General features: G+C 64.4%; 12 protein-coding genes and 2 pseudogenes. 12 read left to right on the forward strand and 2 right to left on the reverse strand.

What is annotated here, in order from left to right; genetic code table 11:
- Positions 1-111 precede the first annotated feature (111 nt).
- Together C9I57_RS33395 and C9I57_RS33400 are read left to right on the forward strand one after the other, a co-directional pair.
- Positions 112-513: pseudogene (locus C9I57_RS33395) on the forward strand (glycosyltransferase); the annotation flags it as partial.
- A 4-nt stretch (positions 514-517) separates the two neighbouring features.
- Positions 518-745 (forward strand): annotated as a pseudogene (locus C9I57_RS33400) (IS256 family transposase); the annotation flags it as partial.
- Positions 746-904: 159 nt separating this feature from the next.
- Here the strand turns inward: C9I57_RS33400 and C9I57_RS26735 are convergent.
- Entirely contained in the window at positions 905-1,270 is a 366-nt protein-coding gene (locus C9I57_RS26735) for a diacylglycerol kinase (RefSeq protein WP_440130250.1), read from the reverse strand.
- A 451-nt stretch (positions 1,271-1,721) separates the two neighbouring features.
- Here C9I57_RS26735 and bcsB point away from each other — a divergent pair, with 451 nt between their 5' ends.
- The 10 genes from bcsB (at position 1,722) to C9I57_RS33405 (ending at position 16,702) form a co-directional block, all read left to right on the forward strand.
- Positions 1,722-3,977 (forward strand): cellulose biosynthesis cyclic di-GMP-binding regulatory protein BcsB, encoded by a 2,256-nt coding sequence (bcsB, locus tag C9I57_RS26740; RefSeq protein ID WP_107153591.1) that lies wholly within the window; start codon positions 1,722-1,724, stop codon positions 3,975-3,977.
- A 3-nt stretch (positions 3,978-3,980) separates the two neighbouring features.
- Positions 3,981-5,189, forward strand: coding sequence for a cellulose synthase complex periplasmic endoglucanase BcsZ (gene bcsZ / locus C9I57_RS26745; RefSeq protein ID WP_107153592.1), 1,209 nt, complete (start codon positions 3,981-3,983; stop codon positions 5,187-5,189).
- Entirely contained in the window at positions 5,168-9,052 is a 3,885-nt protein-coding gene (locus tag C9I57_RS26750; protein WP_107153593.1) for a cellulose synthase subunit BcsC-related outer membrane protein, read from the forward strand. Before bcsZ ends, C9I57_RS26750 begins: the two co-directional genes overlap by 22 nt.
- Before the next feature lie 3 nt (positions 9,053-9,055).
- Positions 9,056-11,065 carry a cellulose biosynthesis protein BcsE gene (bcsE, locus tag C9I57_RS26755; RefSeq protein WP_107153594.1) on the forward strand — a complete coding sequence of 670 codons (2,010 nt, stop codon included), beginning with the start codon at positions 9,056-9,058 and terminating at the stop codon, positions 11,063-11,065.
- Positions 11,062-11,295: a hypothetical protein gene (locus C9I57_RS26760; RefSeq protein WP_107153595.1), complete on the forward strand. Its 234-nt coding sequence runs from the start codon at positions 11,062-11,064 to the stop codon at positions 11,293-11,295. Before bcsE ends, C9I57_RS26760 begins: the two co-directional genes overlap by 4 nt.
- On the forward strand, positions 11,292-12,071 hold the full coding sequence (gene bcsQ, locus C9I57_RS26765) for a cellulose biosynthesis protein BcsQ (RefSeq protein ID WP_107153596.1): 780 nt from the start codon (positions 11,292-11,294) through the stop codon (positions 12,069-12,071). Before C9I57_RS26760 ends, bcsQ begins: the two co-directional genes overlap by 4 nt.
- Positions 12,068-14,611 carry a UDP-forming cellulose synthase catalytic subunit gene (gene bcsA, locus C9I57_RS26770; RefSeq protein WP_107153597.1) on the forward strand — a complete coding sequence of 848 codons (2,544 nt, stop codon included), beginning with the start codon at positions 12,068-12,070 and terminating at the stop codon, positions 14,609-14,611. Before bcsQ ends, bcsA begins: the two co-directional genes overlap by 4 nt.
- 83 nt (positions 14,612-14,694) lie before the next feature.
- Positions 14,695-16,248, forward strand: a complete 1,554-nt coding sequence (bcsG, locus tag C9I57_RS26775; protein WP_107153598.1) for a cellulose biosynthesis protein BcsG — start codon at positions 14,695-14,697, stop codon at positions 16,246-16,248.
- Positions 16,245-16,475, forward strand: coding sequence for a hypothetical protein (locus C9I57_RS26780; RefSeq protein WP_107153599.1), 231 nt, complete (start codon positions 16,245-16,247; stop codon positions 16,473-16,475). The genes bcsG and C9I57_RS26780 overlap by 4 nt, the downstream gene beginning before the upstream one ends.
- A gap of 41 nt (positions 16,476-16,516) precedes the next feature.
- Positions 16,517-16,702: an NUDIX domain-containing protein gene (locus C9I57_RS33405; protein ID WP_258187832.1), complete on the forward strand. Its 186-nt coding sequence runs from the start codon at positions 16,517-16,519 to the stop codon at positions 16,700-16,702.
- Between the two features lie 235 nt (positions 16,703-16,937).
- On the opposite strand, the gene C9I57_RS26790 is transcribed toward C9I57_RS33405, so the two are convergent.
- Positions 16,938-17,387 (reverse strand): DUF1275 family protein (locus C9I57_RS26790; RefSeq protein ID WP_146166273.1); only part of this gene is annotated, 450 nt, incomplete at its 5' end.

Consider the following 17,387-nt stretch of genomic DNA (forward strand, 5'->3'; position numbering starts at 1 on the left):
ATCTTCATGCTGCTGCTGTACGGCGCCGAGCTGTATGGCATCGTGGTGGCCCTGCTCGGCCTCTTCGTCAATAGCCGCCCGCTGCAGCGCACAGCCGCGCCGCTGATCCGCATGACGGGCGCGCTGCCGCGCGTCGACGTCTTCATTCCGACTTACAACGAGCCGCCCGAGTTGCTCGAAGTCACGCTACGCGCGGCGCTCGATATGCGCTATCCGTGCGGGCTGCTGAACGTCTATTTGCTGGACGACGGTGGCACGCAGCAAAAGCTTACGCAGCCGGACGCGGCTAAAGCGGCGGAGGCGCGAGCGCGGGCCGACGCGATGCGGGCGATGGTCGAGCGCCACGGCGGCATTTACCTCGCGCGCGAGCGCAACGAGCACGCGAAGGCCGGCAACATCAATGCCGCGCTCACGTGCACCGACGGCGACCTGATCGCGATTTTCGACGCGGACCACGTGCCCACCGCCGACTTCCTGGAAAAGACCGTCGGCTATTTTCAGCGCGATGAGAAGCTGTATCGAATCGACGTTCGCAACGGTGCGCCATCGGAGGGGCCGCACGCGCAATTGCCTGTCACGCGCGACGTTCCTCAGCATGGCGTTCAAGCTAATCGAGGCGGCCGAACGATCCTGGAGAAAGATCCGTGGCATCGACAAGATCGAGCCGCTCCTGAAGGGCATCCCCTTCAAAGACGGCACCCCGGTGATCGAAAGTACACCGGCTCCTCAGCCGCTAGCCGCCTGATCATGCCGCCCCGCCCGCGTACACCACAATTGACGATTGCTCTCTCGCAGGCGCGGGCATTCAGCCGGGCTGACGATGGTCAAGACGCAAGCGACGCCAGTTTGCTTACGTCGCACTCGTAGAAACGGCGAGCGTGGGATGAGCGTCGCTGCTATCGCGTCAGCGGTGCAAGTGTAGCCATTGCTTCACAAGTGGCCATAGCACCACGGCCCACGCCGATGCGCTAATGACGAGCGCGGTTAGCACGGCCGCGCTGCCGCAATCCTTCGCGCGGCGCGATAGTTCATGGCGATCCAGTGAGATGCGATCGACCACGGCCTCGATGGCCGAGTTGAGCAATTCGACGAGCAAGACGAGCAGAACAGAGCCGATCAGCATGACACGTTCAATGGGAGGAACCGGCAGAAGCAGCGCACATGGTATGAGCAAGGCCGCCAGCACGGTCTCTTGGCGAAACGCGCTTTCCTCGCAGAAGGTGGTGCGCAGCCCGTCGAATGAGTGCTTCAGTGCGAACAGGGCACGCACCGGCCCCCTGCGCTTGGGCGGCAGGGACGGCGGCGTGTGCGAGGCAGAGGACGAGGAGTTTGTCGGGCGGCCCATCGGAAGTATTTATCGGCCGGCCCAAGACGCGAAGCCGGCACAACCGAAATGAAAGCAAAGTTTGTCACACATCCCTGCCATGCTTGGCAGCTTTTTGAAACAACGATGGTGGGGCCGACGGCGCCTGCCGCCAACGGCGTTCTTGCGGTCCTTGCGTGCAAAGCGCGGACAGGATACCTCAGGGTATAGATCAAAAAAACGTTTGCGGCGCGCTGTTATTCATCGTATATAAGGTGAATATCAAAGCAAGTCGGAACCGACACGCATCGGGCCCCAAAAGCGCAACGCCGACTTTCCTGCGGCGCAGCAGCCCCGCTTCCCGCAGCGGAAGGGATGCTCGCCCGGTGGACTACGGTTCTGCAATAACGGGCCGCCAATGAAACTTGGTCTATCGACTTACGTCTGCTCGGCAGCGTTAGCCGGCTGGCTGTTTCCTGTATGGTCGCTGGCGCAGTCCCAGGGCGCCTTCGGGCCGTCCACCGTGGCAATTTCCGCAGCAAGCGCGGCGGCACCGGCTTCGTCCTCCGTGTTTCGTTTTGCGATGCTCGGCGCTTATGAACCCTTGCGTCTGCGCGGCCCCGACGATACGCGTACGATCAACCTCGGCGTGCGACTAGATCACGTCGTCACTGCGGCGACGCTGACGTTGCGATTCACCTATTCGCCGGCGCTCATTTTTCCCCTATCGCACCTGAAGGTATCGATCAACGGCGAGGCCGTGGCGACCGTGCCGTTCGACAGCGAGCACGCTGGGCAAATGGTTGCACGCGACATCGCGCTCGACCCGCGCTTTTTGACCGACTACAACCAAATCAACGTGCAACTCATTGCGCACTACACGCTCGACCATTGCGAGGATCCCGAAAACTCGTCGCTTTGGGCAGACGTCAGCCCGACCAGCGAAGTGCGCATCGATACCATTCCACTGAAGCTTCCCAATGACCTCAGCCTGCTGCCGGCGCCGTTCTTCGACCGTCGCGATCCGCGTCAGTTGCGGCTGCCGTTCGTGCTGCCCGCCGCGCCTGACGACTCGACGCTCGAGAGCGCCGGCATTTTGGCTTCCTGGTTCGGAGAGCTTGCGGATTACCGGCAAGCCCGCTTCCCGGTATCTACGACGTTGCCGCCCGACGCGCATGGCGTCGTTTTGGGCCCCCGCGAGCAGCTGCCGCCGAGCGTGACGATGCCGGCCATCGATGGGCCGACGTTGATGATTATCGACAACCCCGCCGCGCCCAATAAGAAGCTCCTGATCGTCACGGGCCGCAACGATGCCGAAGTCAAGCAAGCCGCCGATGCGCTCGTGCTCGGCAAGGCGGCGTTCTCGGGGTCAGAGGCGACGGTGCAGCACATAGACATCGGGCCGATACGCCGACCTTACGACGCGCCGCGTTGGCTGCCGATCGGACATGCCATACCGTTCAAGCAACTCGTCGACGATCCGCGGCAACTGCAAGTCGCGGGTAGCCGGCCGGATGCAATCCGGCTCAACCTCCGTGTACCGGCCGATCTGTACTCGTGGAGCGGGCGCGGCGTGCCGATCGACCTGAAGTATCGCTATACCGCGCCTACCGTGCAGAACAACTCAGCGCTGTCGATCTCGATCAACGATTTGCTCGTGAAATCGCTGCGGCTGCCACCGGCGAAGGACGAGGACGGCAAAGGTAGGCTTCAGTTGCCCATCCTCGGCGGTGCCGATACGCGCTCGGCCAATTTGCTCGACATTCCCGCATTCCGCGTCGGCAGCACGAACCAGCTGCAGCTGCGGTTCGATCTCGATTCACAAAAGACGGGGCTGTGTCAGGGCGTCGCGCAAAACCCGGTGCGGGCTGCCATCGATCCCGATTCGACGATCGATTTTTCGCACTTCGTGCATTACGCCCGAATGCCAGATCTGGCCTATTTCGCTAACAGCGGCTTTCCATTTACACGTTACGCCGATCTCTCGCAGACGGCCGTGGTTTTGCCGGATCGCCCCGGCGTGGATGATCTCGGCGCATTTTTGACGGCGCTCGGTCACATGGGGCAATGGACCGGGCTGCCGTCGCTGCGCGTTCAAGTTGTGCGTGCAGCGCAAGCGCAGCAGGTGCACAACAAGGATCTGCTCATGATCGGCGATAGCGCGTCGGGCGTGCTGCCGCCGGCCTGGCGCACTGCGTTGCCGCTCTGGATCGTCGCAGGTGCGGATGGTCAATTCAGCCGCACGGCGTTCTCTGTCAAGGAATATTGGCGCGACGGCGTGCACATACCCGAGGGCAGCGCGCGCTTGGCTGAAAGCGGCCCGATCGCCGCGCTGCTCGGCTTCGAGATACCGGGCAGCCATGGGCGCAGCGGCGTAGCGATGACGGGCACCTCGCCCGCCCGGCTCGGCGACGTGCTCGACGTGCTTGAAAAGCCCGATCGTGTCGCGCAATTGCAAGGGGATGTCGCGCTTGTTCGAGACGGGCGTATCGAGAGCATGCGCGTTGGCGACACGTATGTCGTCGGCTATGTGCCTTGGTACGCCCAGATATGGGGCTGGGCCGTTCGGCATCCGATTCTGCTCGGCGTGCTTGGTGCACTCGGCGGCTTGTTGCTCGCGATCGCCGCGTTCACTGCACTGCAAGAGTTGTCAGCGCGGCGCCGGGGGATCTGAACGATGGCGCGCACTGATCATCGCGGCTCGCGAGGCCCGCGGCGGGTGCTAGGCGGCGTAGCCGTGGCACTGGTTGCAGCGCTCTTTGGGGCTTCGCAGCCCGCGGCCGCCAGCGCCGTAAGCGCCGCGGCGGGCCCGTGCTCGCCCGCGTGGGCCCGCTGGCAGCAGTTCAAGCACGGTTTCATTTCCGCCGATGGCCGTGTGATCGATGTTGGCTCGGCCGACGAGCGCACGGTATCCGAGGGACAGGCGTACGCCTTGTTCTTCGCGCTCGTCGCGAACGACCGTGCAACGTTCGACGAACTCTTGCGCTGGACCGAGAACAACCTCGCGGCCGGGGATCTCACGAGCCACCTGCCGGCGTGGCTCTGGGGCAGAGACAAGGACGGCAACTGGCGCGTGCTCGATGCCAACGCAGCATCGGATGCCGATGTGTGGATCGCCTATACCCTGCTGCAAGCGGGTGTGCTCTGGCGGGAGCGCAGCTACACGGCACGCGGCAGCGTACTCGCACGGCACATCGTCGAGCAAGAAACCGCGACCTTGCCCGGGCTCGGTTTGACATTGTTGCCTGGGCCTCAAGGGTTTCATCTACGTCCCGACGAATGGCGCCTCAATCCCAGCTACCTGCCGTTGCCGGTGTTGCAAGGGCTTGCGGAGCGGTTGCCTGACGAGCCGCGCTGGAAGCGCCTGACAGAGTCGGCATCGACGGTCTTGCGCGACACGGCGGAGCAAGGTTTTGCGCCTGATTGGGCGCTCTATCAGACCGGTCGCGGGTTCTTGCCTGATACCAGGACTCAAGCCAAGGGCAGCTACGACGCGATTCGCGTGTACCTTTGGGCAGGCATGTTGGACCCGGCTCAACCGGATGCGAAGGCTGTGCTCGCGCACTTGACGCCGTTTGCCGACTACATTGCTCAGCATGGCGCGCCGTACGAGTCGATCGATACGACCAACGGCCACGCGACGAACGCGGGCAACGCGGGTTTCTCGGCCGCGGCGGTGCCGTTTCTCGTGGCGCTGGGGCGCACGGGGCAGGCCGATGCGCAAGCGGCGCGCGTCCACTCGCTCGAAGCGCACGAGCCCTTGGGATACTACTCGAACGTCTTAGCGCTATTCGGCCTCGGGTGGCGCGATGGGCTATATCGCTTCGCGGTCGACGGTGCCCTTGTCGTTCAATGGAAAGCAGCATGTGCGAGCGGGGTGCGATGACGAACGGTGCACGGGACAGCGCGGCCGCGTTCGTGCGGTGCGCAGTGGTTACGGCGCTGGGTTGGACGGGCGCGGCCCAGCCCGCGACCGCGTTGGACGGCGCCGATGCGGCCAAGTTGGCGCCGCCGGCGACCCCCGAGGGGCGCCTTCTCGCCACCGCGCGCTTGTGGGCCGCGAAGCACCGCGACGACCTCGCGTTGCAGGCCGTCAACAAAGCCCTCTTGATTGCCCCCGACAATCCGGTGCTGCTGAGCGAGGCCGTGCGCATCGAGTTGCGGCTCGGTCAAGCGCGCACGGCCACGGCGCTGCTCGATCGCCTGAAAGCACGCGAGCCGAACGCCACCACGACGTTGCAGCTAGAAGACGAATATCGCTCGGCCACGAGCGGCCGTGGCGAGTTGGCGACGATTCGTCTGCTGGCGCGCAGCGGACGAAGCGAGGAGGCCGTGCGGCGCTTGCGAACGCTTTTCCCGCATGGCGCGCCGCCCGGCGCGCTCGGCGCGGAGTACTACCGGATCCTCGCTGGCACGGCGGACGGCTACGCGCAAGCGGTTGCAGCGCTGCGCCAGCGCGTGGCCACCGATCCGAGCGATACGTCCGCAGCGCTTGCGCTCGTCGGTCTCTTCAACCAAAAGAGCACAACGCGCGCCGAAGCGAACCGGCTCGCAAGGTCCTTGGCGCGACGTGAGGACGTCGATCACATGCAAGCGATGAATGCATGGAGAAGCGTGCTGCAGTCGGCCGGCACCGATGTCGCCTATCTCGACGCGATTCACGCCTATTTGGCGTTCGAGCCCGACGACACAGAGTTCAAGGACCGCGCGGCGACGCTCGAGGCACAACGCCAGGCGCAAGTAAAGCTCGAGCGGAACTCCGACTACATCGCGCAGGAGGCGGGGTTGCGGGCGCTCACGCGTGGTGATGTAGCGACCGCCGATCGTCTCCTCACGCGCGCGGCGGGCGCGCGCGGCGAGGACGCCGAAGCGGTCGGGGGCCTGGGGCTCGTGCGGCTGCGCGAGGGCCGCCACGATGAGGCACGCGCGCTGTTTCAGCGCGCCGCCGCGCTTGCCCCCGGCAACAGATCCAGATGGGAGGGGCTTGCCCGTACAGCGCTGCTCTGGGGAACAATTGCGAAAGGCCGCGAGGCCGCGGCGGCCGGGCGCGCGCACGAGGCGCAACGCGACGCGCAGGCGGCGCTCGCGCTAGACCCGGAGAACGACCAGGCGAAACAACTACTGGCCGATGCGTGGCTTGCGCAGCGTAACTGGGCTGCCGCCGAGCCTCTGCTGCGCCAACTGCTCTCAGGCCGGCAGTTCAATAGCGGTGCCGTCGAAAACATGCAGACTTTATTGCGCGAGACCGGCCGAGAAAGCGAGATTGCAGGCCTGCTCGACGCGCTGAGCCAACGATTCGGGGGGCAGGCCGCTCGCCAAGCGCTCGCCGGCTTGCGTGCGGATAGCATGACACTGCAGGCGCAGCGTTTGGATTCGGCCGGCAAGAAGGGGCCAGCCGCGCAGGCCTACGAAACGGCACTGCGGCTCGCGCCCGATGCGCCATGGACGCGCTTTTCGCTCGCGCGCCTCTACCGGGACCTGGGGTTGCCACAACTGGGCCGCGCGGTCATAGACGAGGGCCTAGCCGTGCACGACTCGACCGAAATGCGTTACGCCGCGGCACTGTACCGGAACTCGATCGACGACCTTGCGGGTGCGCAGGCGGTACTCGCGGGCGTTCCACCCGATGCGCGCACCGAAGGCATGCAGTCTCTCGCAAGGCGCATCGATGCTCAGATCGCATTGCGACAAGCGCGCGCAGCGCTCGCGAGTGGCGACCGCGATGCGGCGGCGCGCGCATTGGACGTTGCGCGAGAGCAAGGAAGCGAGGATCCGTACATTACCGCATCGGTCGGCGCCCTCCTCATCGACGAGGGTCATGCCGATGAAGGGCTCGCACTGATGCGCGGTTGGATGGCGCGTCATCCGAAAGAGACCGATGTGGACGTCGAACTACGCTACGGCGATCTGCTCGGCAGCGCCGAGCGCAACGATGCGCTGGCCGCCCGGCTGGCGCGGGTGCGACGTGAGTCCAGTTTGACCGCGCAGCAAAGCGCCCGCCTCGAAGACCAAGCGTTGCGTCTCGTGCTACGGGAGGCCGACGCCGCGCTCGATGAACGCGATTACGGCAAAGCGCGCAGCCTGTTGTCGCAGGCGAGCCCGGCCGGCAAACGCGACAAGCGCTACGCGCTGGAATTGGCCGACGTGGAGCGCGCGCAACGTCATTTCGACGCCGCGCGCGAAGCGCTGGCACCGGTGCTTGCGCAATCGCCCGACGACCCGCAGGCGCTTCTCGCGCTAGCACGGGTGCTCGAAGACAGTGGCCAGCGCAGCGCGGCGTTGCGCCTCGTGCACACGGTGATAGAGGCCACGCCGCCCGATGACGTCGACACCCGGCTGTCGGCGGCGCGCCGGCTGACTGCGCTGCATCGCCCGCAAGAAGCGGCACAATTGACCGACGCCTTGCAAAAGGATGATCCCGCGCGCCCGGACGTGACCGTCGAGGCGGGGCGCGTAGCACAGGAACTCGGTCAGTACGATAAAGCAGCGGCACTTTATCGCCTTTCAATGGAGCAAGAGCATGCGGACGGCGTTGTATCGCGCAGCCCGGCAGGCACACCGGCGCAAGCTGCGCTCGCCGACCTCGATCAGCGCCGCGCCCCCGAGATCGAGGCCGGCTGGATGCCCGCGTTCAAGGCAGGCGATGCCGGCATCTCCGACTACCACGCTCAGCAGGTGCCGATTTACGTGCAGATGCCCTATCGCTACGAGGGGCATTTTTTCGTGCACCTCGATGCCGTTCACCTCGATGCGGGCACGTTATCGATCACCGATCCACCTTCATATGCGCTCGCTCGGTTCGGCACGTACTCAGCCTTCGCGCCGGGCGAGCTGCCTGCCGCGAACGTCCTGCATCAACAAGCAAACGGCGTCGGGTTCGGCACGGGCTTTCTATCCGACGCTTGGCGTTTCGACCTGGGTACGACGCCATTGGGCTTTCCGGTGCATTACCTCGTGGGCGGAGTGCGCTATCGGTTCGACGCGGGCTCCGCGAGTTTTTCGCTGAGCGCATCGCGGCGGCCCGAGACAAGCAGTGAGCTTTCGTACGCCGGTCTGCGCGATCCGTGGACGAACGCGGTGTGGGGAGGTGTCCGCCGGGACGGCATAGACTGGCATACGGGCGTCGATCTGGGACGCTTTAGCCTCTTCTCCGAGCTGGGTGCGGGTGTGTTGACTGGCAAACACGTCGCCTCGAATCAGGAAGTGACGCTACGAACGGGTTTTACAACGCCTGTCTACGAGGACCGCGCGATGCGCGTAAGTGCGGGCCTCGTCGGAAACTGGTGGCATTACACGAACAATCTGCGTTTCTATACTTACGGTCAGGGCGGGTACTACAGTCCACAGCGGTATTTGTCGGTTGGGATGCCGATCGAGTGGAACGGCAGGCGCGGCGCGCTGACATGGGATCTAACCGCCACCGTGGGCGCGTCCAATTCTTACGAAAGGGACTCGGCGTTCTACCCCGATGGGTTGCCCGCTGCGCCGAACTTGCCGTCGGCACAGGCTGCCGCGAACAACGTTTTCGCCGGCAGTTCCACGCGCGGACTCAGTTTTTCTTACGGGCTAAGCGGGGTGGTTCAGTATCGGTTCAACCCTCACTGGGTGGCCGGGTTGCGGATCGATATCGATCATGCTCACGATTACGCGCCGAGCTCCGGGATGGTCTACGTGCGGTATTCGTTCGACGCGCGCAAGCCGGACACGAGCCTATCGCCGAAGTCAGTCAGCCTTTATTCGAGTTACTAGGCCATGGACGAACGCAATCAACCGGCCCACGAGCGTAACGAGGTGCGCCGTTCAGGTGCAGCGGCCAGTATCGCCTCGGGCGGGCGCTCGACTCGCCTGGCGGCGCGGCTGCGCGGGGCATTGCGAGTGAGCTCGCCCAAGAGCAACCGGCTCGCGATCGACGCGCTGCCCGACGAAGTCGCTCAATTGGCGCCGGGCAAACTCTATGCGATCTACGCCAAGCCGTGCACGAGCGCCTGCGATGCTTTGATCGCGGATACGGCGAAGGCCGCCGCGACGCGCCACGTAACAATCGTGTTGTCGCGCACGCGGCCGCAGGCGGCGGCACGTATGCGGGAGCTTGGTTTCGGTGCCGGCACTGTCGTGCCCGGGTGGCCGCGTGGCTTGAATGTTCTGGCCATGCCCGAAGCGCCCGGCCCGGACGCGGCGTCGAGCGTGCCACGCACCGTGGACCGTGCGCCGTTCGCTCGATTATACGGCGGGCTGCGCGCACTCAAGCGATTCGGCTTGCATGCGAACGCGCTCGTCATCGTCGAAGGCGCCGAACGCTGGTTGACATGGGGCGATCCCGACGCGCTGGCCCGCGAGGGCATGCTGCTCGCGAACTGGTGCGCGGCGCGGCGCATTACGCTCGTGCTGCTGCTCGATCGGTCGCGCGTCGGCCGCGAAGCAGGCCCGACGCTCCATCCGAACGCCGACGAGTTTATGGGCGACAAAACCGCGCAACATGCCGGCTACCACGAGTTTCACGGCGCGTGCGCCGGTGTGGCCCGGATGAATCACACTCATGGCGAATTGCTCTGGCACGTCGAGTTTTGGCGCGCGGGACGCGCGTTGGCGACAGGCGAGACGCGCGCCTTGCGGTTCACGGAGGACGGGCACTTGAGCCTCGTGCCGGAATCCATCGAGGGCACAGTGCAGTCCGGCCTGCGGCTCGCTCGCGACGAAATGCGCGTCGTTGCCACGCGCGCCGTCGTGGCAAGCGAGAGTTGGGTCCCGCCGCAATGGGAGGTGGTCGCGGACCCAGCGGCGGCGGTGGCCGCGTGCGCCGGTGCACAGGCGGCGACGGTTCTGCTCGATTACCGCGACCGCTCCATGCTCGAACCCTTATGCGCGGCCGTGCATCGGCTGAGGCGCGACTGTGGGCGCGCGCTCAAGATCGTCGTTGTCGAGCGCCGCGAGGCGCTGCGTCATCAGTACGAGCTGCTGCTGCTCAGCCTCGGCGCGAATCTGATCGTGGGGCGCGATTTGCCGTTCTCGCGTATGCAGTCGTTGCTTCGTTCGCTGCACGGCCAGCTCGATACGCGCCCGATCGCAGCGGACTACCGAGCCGCATTGGCAGCCGCGCTGACCGACAACGTGCGCGGCTACCTGCCCGTCGCGGCATTTTGCGAGCGCATCGAAGCCGTGCTGGCGCGCGGCGCCGTGCTCGATCTGCCGCACGTGCTCGCTAAGGTGATGCTGTTGCCCGACGTCGCGCACATGCAAGCGTTGCGGCATTGCGCGCCGCGTCGCGCGGGAGATGTCCTCACGGCCGATTCCGCTCATCTTTATGTGTTCTTGTTCGCCTGCCGGCTGCCTGATGCGGATACCGCGCTCCAACGTATTTTTACGGTTCCGGTCGAGCACGTTTCCGACCGCGTGGTCTACCTGGCCGAAGCGAGCATCGAGCGCGAGGTGAAGGAGCTGGCCGAGGCCAATCGACGGGTGCCGATCGCCGACTACGGCGATCTGTTTCCCCCGGTCGTTGCCACGCGCGACGGCCGGCTGCAGCGGACCGGTTCCGAAGCGGCGCGGGCAGGCGCCGTCTCCCCATCCGCGGCTCAAGCGGTCGAAGGGATGCCGAAAAACATCGGCCGGGCGCCCGAGCCTGAACGGCCGGGCGCGGAACCTTGGGCCTCGACGCGGCACAGGCTGGCCGCGCACCCGTCGCCACCGCGTACAGCAGCGGTCGGTCGGCGCGGGGCACAGCCATGGCCCATGCCGGTGCGCGGCGAACAGGAGGCAAAATGATGACGTTTGTGATCCTGTGCTTTCTGGCCGGCATCGTGGTCGCGATTCCGTTTTGGCTCGTTGCGCAGCGTTTCGGCGCCCGCGGCGCCCTGCGAGTTATGCACGGCTTCGATCCCGCTCACGCTGTGCCCTGCGTGATGGAGCCGGTTGTGCTCAAGGGACGCTTGCTGCCCGATTTGGAAGGCGCCTCGAACGAGGGCAAGGTTAGCGAAATGGACGGCGCGCGATGAAGACGATTGCGCTGATTTCAACGACGGGCGGCGCCGGGCGCACGACCCTGACGTCCGCATTGGCCGTGCTGCTTGCGCGGCGCGGCCGCCCCGTCGCGGCGGCCGATTTGGATCCGCAAAACATGCTAGGGGCGCATCTGGGACTGGACAGCTTCGCGCAGGTGGGACTGGGACAAGCGATGGCGGGGCGTGTCGAGCCGTGGCGCGATCACACCTGGCGTAACGCGGATGGGGTCCTGTTCGCGCCGCACGGGGAAACCACGCTCGCGGAGCGCACCGAATACGAGTCCCGGCTCGCGGCGAAGCCGCGTTGGCTGACCGATGCGCTGGCCCAGATCGATTTCCCGCCGCGCGGCGTGGTCCTCATCGACACGGCGCGCTTCCCGTCGCAGCAGGCGGCGCAAGCGATCGCGGCGGCCGATCTCGTGCTGTGCGCCACCCCGCTCGAGCCGGCCGCCTGCGCGACGCTCGCGCGCCGCTTCGCACGCTTGCATCAGTCCGCTGCGAGGGTCAAGGTTGTCGTGAACCGGCTCAACCCCGCTCGCGACATGCAACGCGATGCGCTCGCGCTGCTGCGCGCGGCCGTTGGCAATGCGCTCGAGCTCGTCCACCGCGTGCATTTTGATGCGGCGGTACCCGAATCGCTCGCCCGGGGCGGATGGATCTTCGACGATGTGCCGCATTCGCAAGCGTCGCATGACCTGCACGGGCTCGCGAATTGGCTCGACGCCTGGTTGGACGGCGATCTCGCCGATTCCGCGGAGCCGGCGCCATGAAAAAGCGAATCGCTGCCGCGCTGCGCGTCGCTCGCCTGCGCTTGATCGAGTGGATGGCGGCGGGGCTGGGCCTACCGCCACAGCGCACCGCGCTCGATTGGTTCGTGCGCGTCGTGTTTGCGCCACCGCGTCCCGGCAAGCTCGATCGGCCACGGCAGTGGGCGCATGGCCTGTGGGTGGCGCTTGCCGCGCGCTGGGGCGTGCTCGATTCGCGCAGCCCCCGCGCTTGGCTATGGCGTGCATTCGTGCGCCCACCGCGCCCGCGGCTTCGCACCGATATATCGCGAGCCCGTGAAGCGCTCGATCGGCTCGAACGCGCGCTGCTGCCGAGTGCACTGCTCGTGCGCGGCATTTGGCGGCGATTCGAGGCCCTTATCGCACGTTTGCCGTGGCAGCGTTGCGGCGACGCACTCGAGCATAGTGCCGAGCGCGTCGGCAATATGCGCTGGCTGCCGGCCCTGTCCGCGCTGCTCGGTGCGCTGCTTTGGGTGGCAGGGAGCGTCTCGCCCTTGCTGGCGCCGGCCCAAGTACAACTCTTCGTGCTGCTGATGGCGATTGCGCTGGTTGTGCGGAGGTTGCCGGGGCGACTGCCCGTGCTGATGCTAGCCACGTTATCGCTACTGGCGATGGCTCGCTACGTGGTTTGGCGTGTCACCGAAACGCTGACGTTTCGCACGCCCGGCGAGGCGATCGTCGGCTATGCGCTGTTCTCGGCCGAGATGTATACCTGGATCATCATGACGTTCGGGTTGATCCAAACCGCATGGCCGCTCAATCGGACGGTTGCCCGGCTGCCGGCCGATCCGTCGACATGGCCGACCGTCGACATCTACATCCCCACCTACAACGAGCCGCTTGCCGTCGTGCGCCCGGCCGTGTTCGCAGCGCAAGGCATCGATTGGCCATCGTCGAAGCTGCGCGTCTACTTGCTTGACGACGGACGCCGCTCCGAATTCCAGGCTTTTGCGCGCGAGGCCGGCATCGAGTATTTAATCCGCGCCGACAACCGCAACGCCAAAGCGGGCAACATCAATGCGGCGTTGAAGGTCACGCACGGCGAATACATTGCGATTTTCGATTGCGATCACATTCCCACCCGCTCGTTTTTGCAGATGACGATGGGAACGTTCCTGCGCGATCCGAATTGCGCGATGGTCCAAACGCCGCACCACTTTTTTTCGCCCGATCCGTTCGAGCGCAACTTGGGCACATTCAACCGGGTGCCGAACGAAGGCAAGCTCTTCTACGGTCTCGTGCAAGCCGGCAACGACCTATGGAACGCATCGTTTTTCTGCGGCTCGTGCGCGATCATCAAGCGCGAGCCGCTCGAGGCCGTGGGCGGGGTGGCGGTGGAGACGGTGACAGAGGACGCACATACGGCATTGCGGCTGCATCGCCGAGGTTATACGACGGCCTACCTGCCTACCGTGCAGGCAGCGGGCCTTGCCACCGAAAGCCTTGCGGGACATATCAAGCAACGCACGCGCTGGGCGCGCGGCATGGCGCAGATCTTCCGCATCGACAATCCATTCCTGGGGCGCGGCTTGGGCTTCTTCCAGCGGCTGTGCTACGGCAACGCGATGATGCACTTCTTCTACGGGGTGCCGCGCTTGATTTTCCTCGTCATGCCGATGGCTTACCTGTTCTTCCAGCTCTATTTCATCAACGCCGCCGCAACGACGATTGCGAGCTACGTTCTGCCTTACATCTTTCTCTCGAACATCGCCAACTCGCGCATGCAGGGGCAGTACCGGCACTCGTTCTGGGCCGAAGTCTACGAATCGGTGCTCGCCTGGTACATCGCGTTGCCGACGACGTTCGCGCTGTTTAGTCCGAAGCACGGCAAGTTTAACGTCACGGAGAAGGGCGGCCGTGTCGACGAGGGTTACTTCGATTGGGCCGTATCGAAGCCTTACTTGACCCTGCTCGGCCTGAACCTTATCGCGCTGGCCGCGGGCGTCTGGCGGCTCGCGTTCAATGCAAACGGCGAGGGGCCGACCATCGTCATGAACATGGTTTGGACGCTGTATAACCTTGCGCTGCTCGGCGCGGCGGTGAGCGTGGCGAGCGAGGCTAAGCAAGTGCGCGTGACGCATCGGATCGCGATGCGCGTGCCGGCCACCTTGCTGCTCGCGGACGGCACGACGATCGCCTGCATGACGAGCGATTATTCGACGGGCGGCCTTGGGCTCGCGTTACCCGCGGATGGTATTGCGATCGAGCGCGGACAGTCTCTGTATGTCACGCTAAGCCGCGGCGACCGCATTTTCCACTTCCCGACTCGTGTCACGCGCGTTGCAGGTCGTCTATTGGGCTTGCAGTTCGAAACTCTGACGCTCGACCAGGAACGTCAGTTCGTGCAGTGCACGTTCGGGCGGGCCGATGCGTGGCTAAGCAACGAAGAGCGGCCTATCGAAGATAGGCCGCTTGCCGGGTTCAAGGAAGTGATGTTGATGGGCATCGAGGGCTATGCTCGACTAGTGCACAGTGTCAGGCGCTCATTGCGTGCGCTGCTCGCGCTCGACCGGGCGCGGTATTGAACGGGCGGAGAATGCGCTGAGAAACGACCGAGCAAAGACGAACGTATATCTGAAGCGATTCCGCCGCGCAAGGAAATCGACCAATGACATTTTGGAATCTCTATTTCATCCTAAAGCTCTACCTGTTCGCGACGGGACACCTCAAGCCAGTATGGTTCGCGAACATTGCATTCGTCATCGGGCTCGCGTTGACGAATCCGATCCGGTCGCGCGGCTTGCGCTTCGTTCGGTTCACGGTGGGGCTTTGTGTCGGCGTGCCCCTGTTTTACTACGAGGCGCTCGTGCCGCCGTTTGCGCGGGTGCTCGAAGAGGCAAAAGGCCTTGGATCGTTTACGCTCGGCTACTGGCTCGAGTTGGTCGGGCGATTTTTGCCGCCCGCGCTCATCATCGGCATCATTGCCGTGATCCTCGGTCACTGGCTCGTCAACCGCTGGCTGCGTGTGACGACGTTCATTGTCGTCGCGCTGATCGCCTTGCCAATATGGCATACGCTGAGCCTTGCGATCACGCAGGTGCAAAGCCCTTCGCCCGGCGGAGCACGCAGTGCCGGCATCGTCGAGCAGCCGCTCGATCACAATGCCGCATTGGCTGCGTTTCGCACGGCCGAATCACAAAGGCAAGTCACGTTCGGCAAACTCAACGGCGATCCCAACCAACAATTCGACATCATCATCCTGCATATCTGCTCTTTGTCGTGGGATGATCTCGATGTCGTCAAGGCCCGCGACAATCCGATGCTGGGCCACTTTGACTACCTGCTGACGAATTTCAGCACCGCAGCAAGCTACAGCGGGCCCGCGGCCATCCGCGTGCTGCGCGCGAGCTGCGGGCAGGAGGCGCACGCCAACCTTTACGAGCCGGCGCCACAGCCCTGCTATCTGCTCGACAATCTCGCACGCGCGGGCTTCACGCCGCAAATCTTGATGAATCACGATGGGCACTTCGACAACTTCCTCGACCTCGCCAAAGCCAACGCCGGGGCCCCCGGCGTGACGGTCGAATCGAACGCGAACGCCACCGTTGCGATGCACGCGTTCGACGGCTCCGTCGTCCACGACGACTACTCGACCTGGGCCAATTGGTACGCCCAGCGGGCGCAAACACCGGGACCTATCGCGCTCTACTACAACACGATCAGCCTGCACGACGGCAACAGAGTCGTCGGCAAGGAGCAATTGACGAGCCTCGCGTCGTACCCCTACCGCGTCAATACCTTGATGAACGAAGTTGATCAGTTGGCTGATTTGATCGGGAAATCGGGTCGCCGCGCCGTGATCGTATTCGTGCCAGAACACGGCGCAGCTTTGCGCGGCGACGCAAACCAAGTGGCCGGGCTGCGCGAGATTCCCACGCCTCGCATCATTCACGACCCCGTGGGCGTGCGGATTGTAGGGTTCTCCGGCGCCCATGGGCCGACAACCGTCATTGATACCCCGACGAGCTTTCTCGCGCTGGCGCAACTGCTCTCGAACTTGGTGTCGAACAGCCCTTTCAAGCCGGGGGTTGCGTTGTCGCAGTATGCCGCCGGTTTGCCGCAGACGCAGATGGTCGGCGAAAACGAGGGCACCGTGACGATTAAGACGGCGGACGGTTATGCGGTAAAGACGCCCGACGGCGTGTGGGTGGACCAAAAATGACGGCCGACGATTCAAACGCACGCGGCTGGCCGCTCAACGATATCAGAGGTCTCGCGAGCCATGTGCCTGAAGTCGATCCCTGCCACTACTTCGACGAACAAACGCGCCTCGCCTATAAAGAAGCCCTCGTCAAATGGCCAGTGCTCGCACGGCTAATGGGCCTTATGGACGAAGCCGACAAATTTCGCTCGCTCGACGCAGGCACTGACACCGGCGAAATGCTATAGAGAACCGCGAATGATTAAGCGTTTGCAGCACACGGGAAGGCATGAAAGATCGAGCCACAATCGTCTGCTGGGGGGAAGGCAAAATCCTTCTTGTTGCGCGTGCCCGATCGCGATGGTCATTACGGGGCGGAATCATACGTCGGGCAGAACCGCCGATTGAGGCCGCACGACGCGAACTGGAGGAAGAGACGTCGCTGGTCGCGGCAACAGCTAAGCTTCATATTTGAGTTCGGCGGCCTCACCAAGTGGCGCCTCGGGTATTCATCGAGCTCGGCCTCGCGCGGCACCTGAGCCGAGCAATAAAATCGCAAAGTGCCGTTGGTGCAAGCCAAGCAAAGTCTCGACGCTGGTAGCCAGCTTGCCGACTCGCGAGATCCTCGACCTGTGCCTTTCGTCCGTGAATCGAATTGCAATTCTACGGGGCGAGCAACGCATTCAAGATGTGATGCAAACTCGCCTGCGTCAAACAGCGCGCCGTCCGCATACCGTGTCCAACCCGAGGACATCATCCACCAACGGCACCGCCGCAAGCGCGACGAGCAGGGCGGCCAACGGCACGGTAACGACAAAGCCGATATGCTTGAAGCCGATCGCCCCAGCAAGACCGCCGAAAAAGAACGAGCCAAGCAGCGAGGCCAGCAGCGCAAGACGCTGCCGGTCGCAGCGCACGAACGTCGCGTCCCTCATGGGGCCATTGCGCGGCCAATTCCAATAGACGAGACGGCCGACCTCGATGCCCATGTCCGTTACCAGCCCCGTCATATGCGTGGTGCGGATTTCCGCCTGTAAGCACCCGGCAAAGGCGCCTTGAAGCGCAGGAGTTCTGACGCGAGCATCGTGCCCATTAACAACTTTAATGGACAGGTGTACACGATGGAAGAACTGGCAGCGAATCCCGAAGTCGCGGTGCAG

It is taken from the genome of Trinickia symbiotica (genome assembly GCF_003028655.1).
GTDB lineage: Bacteria > Pseudomonadota > Gammaproteobacteria > Burkholderiales > Burkholderiaceae > Trinickia > Trinickia symbiotica_A.

Coding starts and splice junctions, on each gene's coding strand:
- C9I57_RS26780 (WP_107153599.1), top strand. CDS start 16,245: ATGACGGCCGACGATTCAAACGCACGCGGCTGGCCGCTCAACGATATC.
- bcsA (WP_107153597.1), top strand. CDS start 12,068: ATGAAAAAGCGAATCGCTGCCGCGCTGCGCGTCGCTCGCCTGCGCTTG.
- bcsG (WP_107153598.1), top strand. CDS start 14,695: ATGACATTTTGGAATCTCTATTTCATCCTAAAGCTCTACCTGTTCGCG.
- C9I57_RS33405 (WP_258187832.1), top strand. CDS start 16,517: ATGAAAGATCGAGCCACAATCGTCTGCTGGGGGGAAGGCAAAATCCTT.
- bcsE (WP_107153594.1), top strand. CDS start 9,056: ATGGACGAACGCAATCAACCGGCCCACGAGCGTAACGAGGTGCGCCGT.
- bcsZ (WP_107153592.1), top strand. CDS start 3,981: ATGGCGCGCACTGATCATCGCGGCTCGCGAGGCCCGCGGCGGGTGCTA.
- bcsB (WP_107153591.1), top strand. CDS start 1,722: ATGAAACTTGGTCTATCGACTTACGTCTGCTCGGCAGCGTTAGCCGGC.
- bcsQ (WP_107153596.1), top strand. CDS start 11,292: ATGAAGACGATTGCGCTGATTTCAACGACGGGCGGCGCCGGGCGCACG.
- C9I57_RS26750 (WP_107153593.1), top strand. CDS start 5,168: ATGTGCGAGCGGGGTGCGATGACGAACGGTGCACGGGACAGCGCGGCC.
- C9I57_RS26760 (WP_107153595.1), top strand. CDS start 11,062: ATGATGACGTTTGTGATCCTGTGCTTTCTGGCCGGCATCGTGGTCGCG.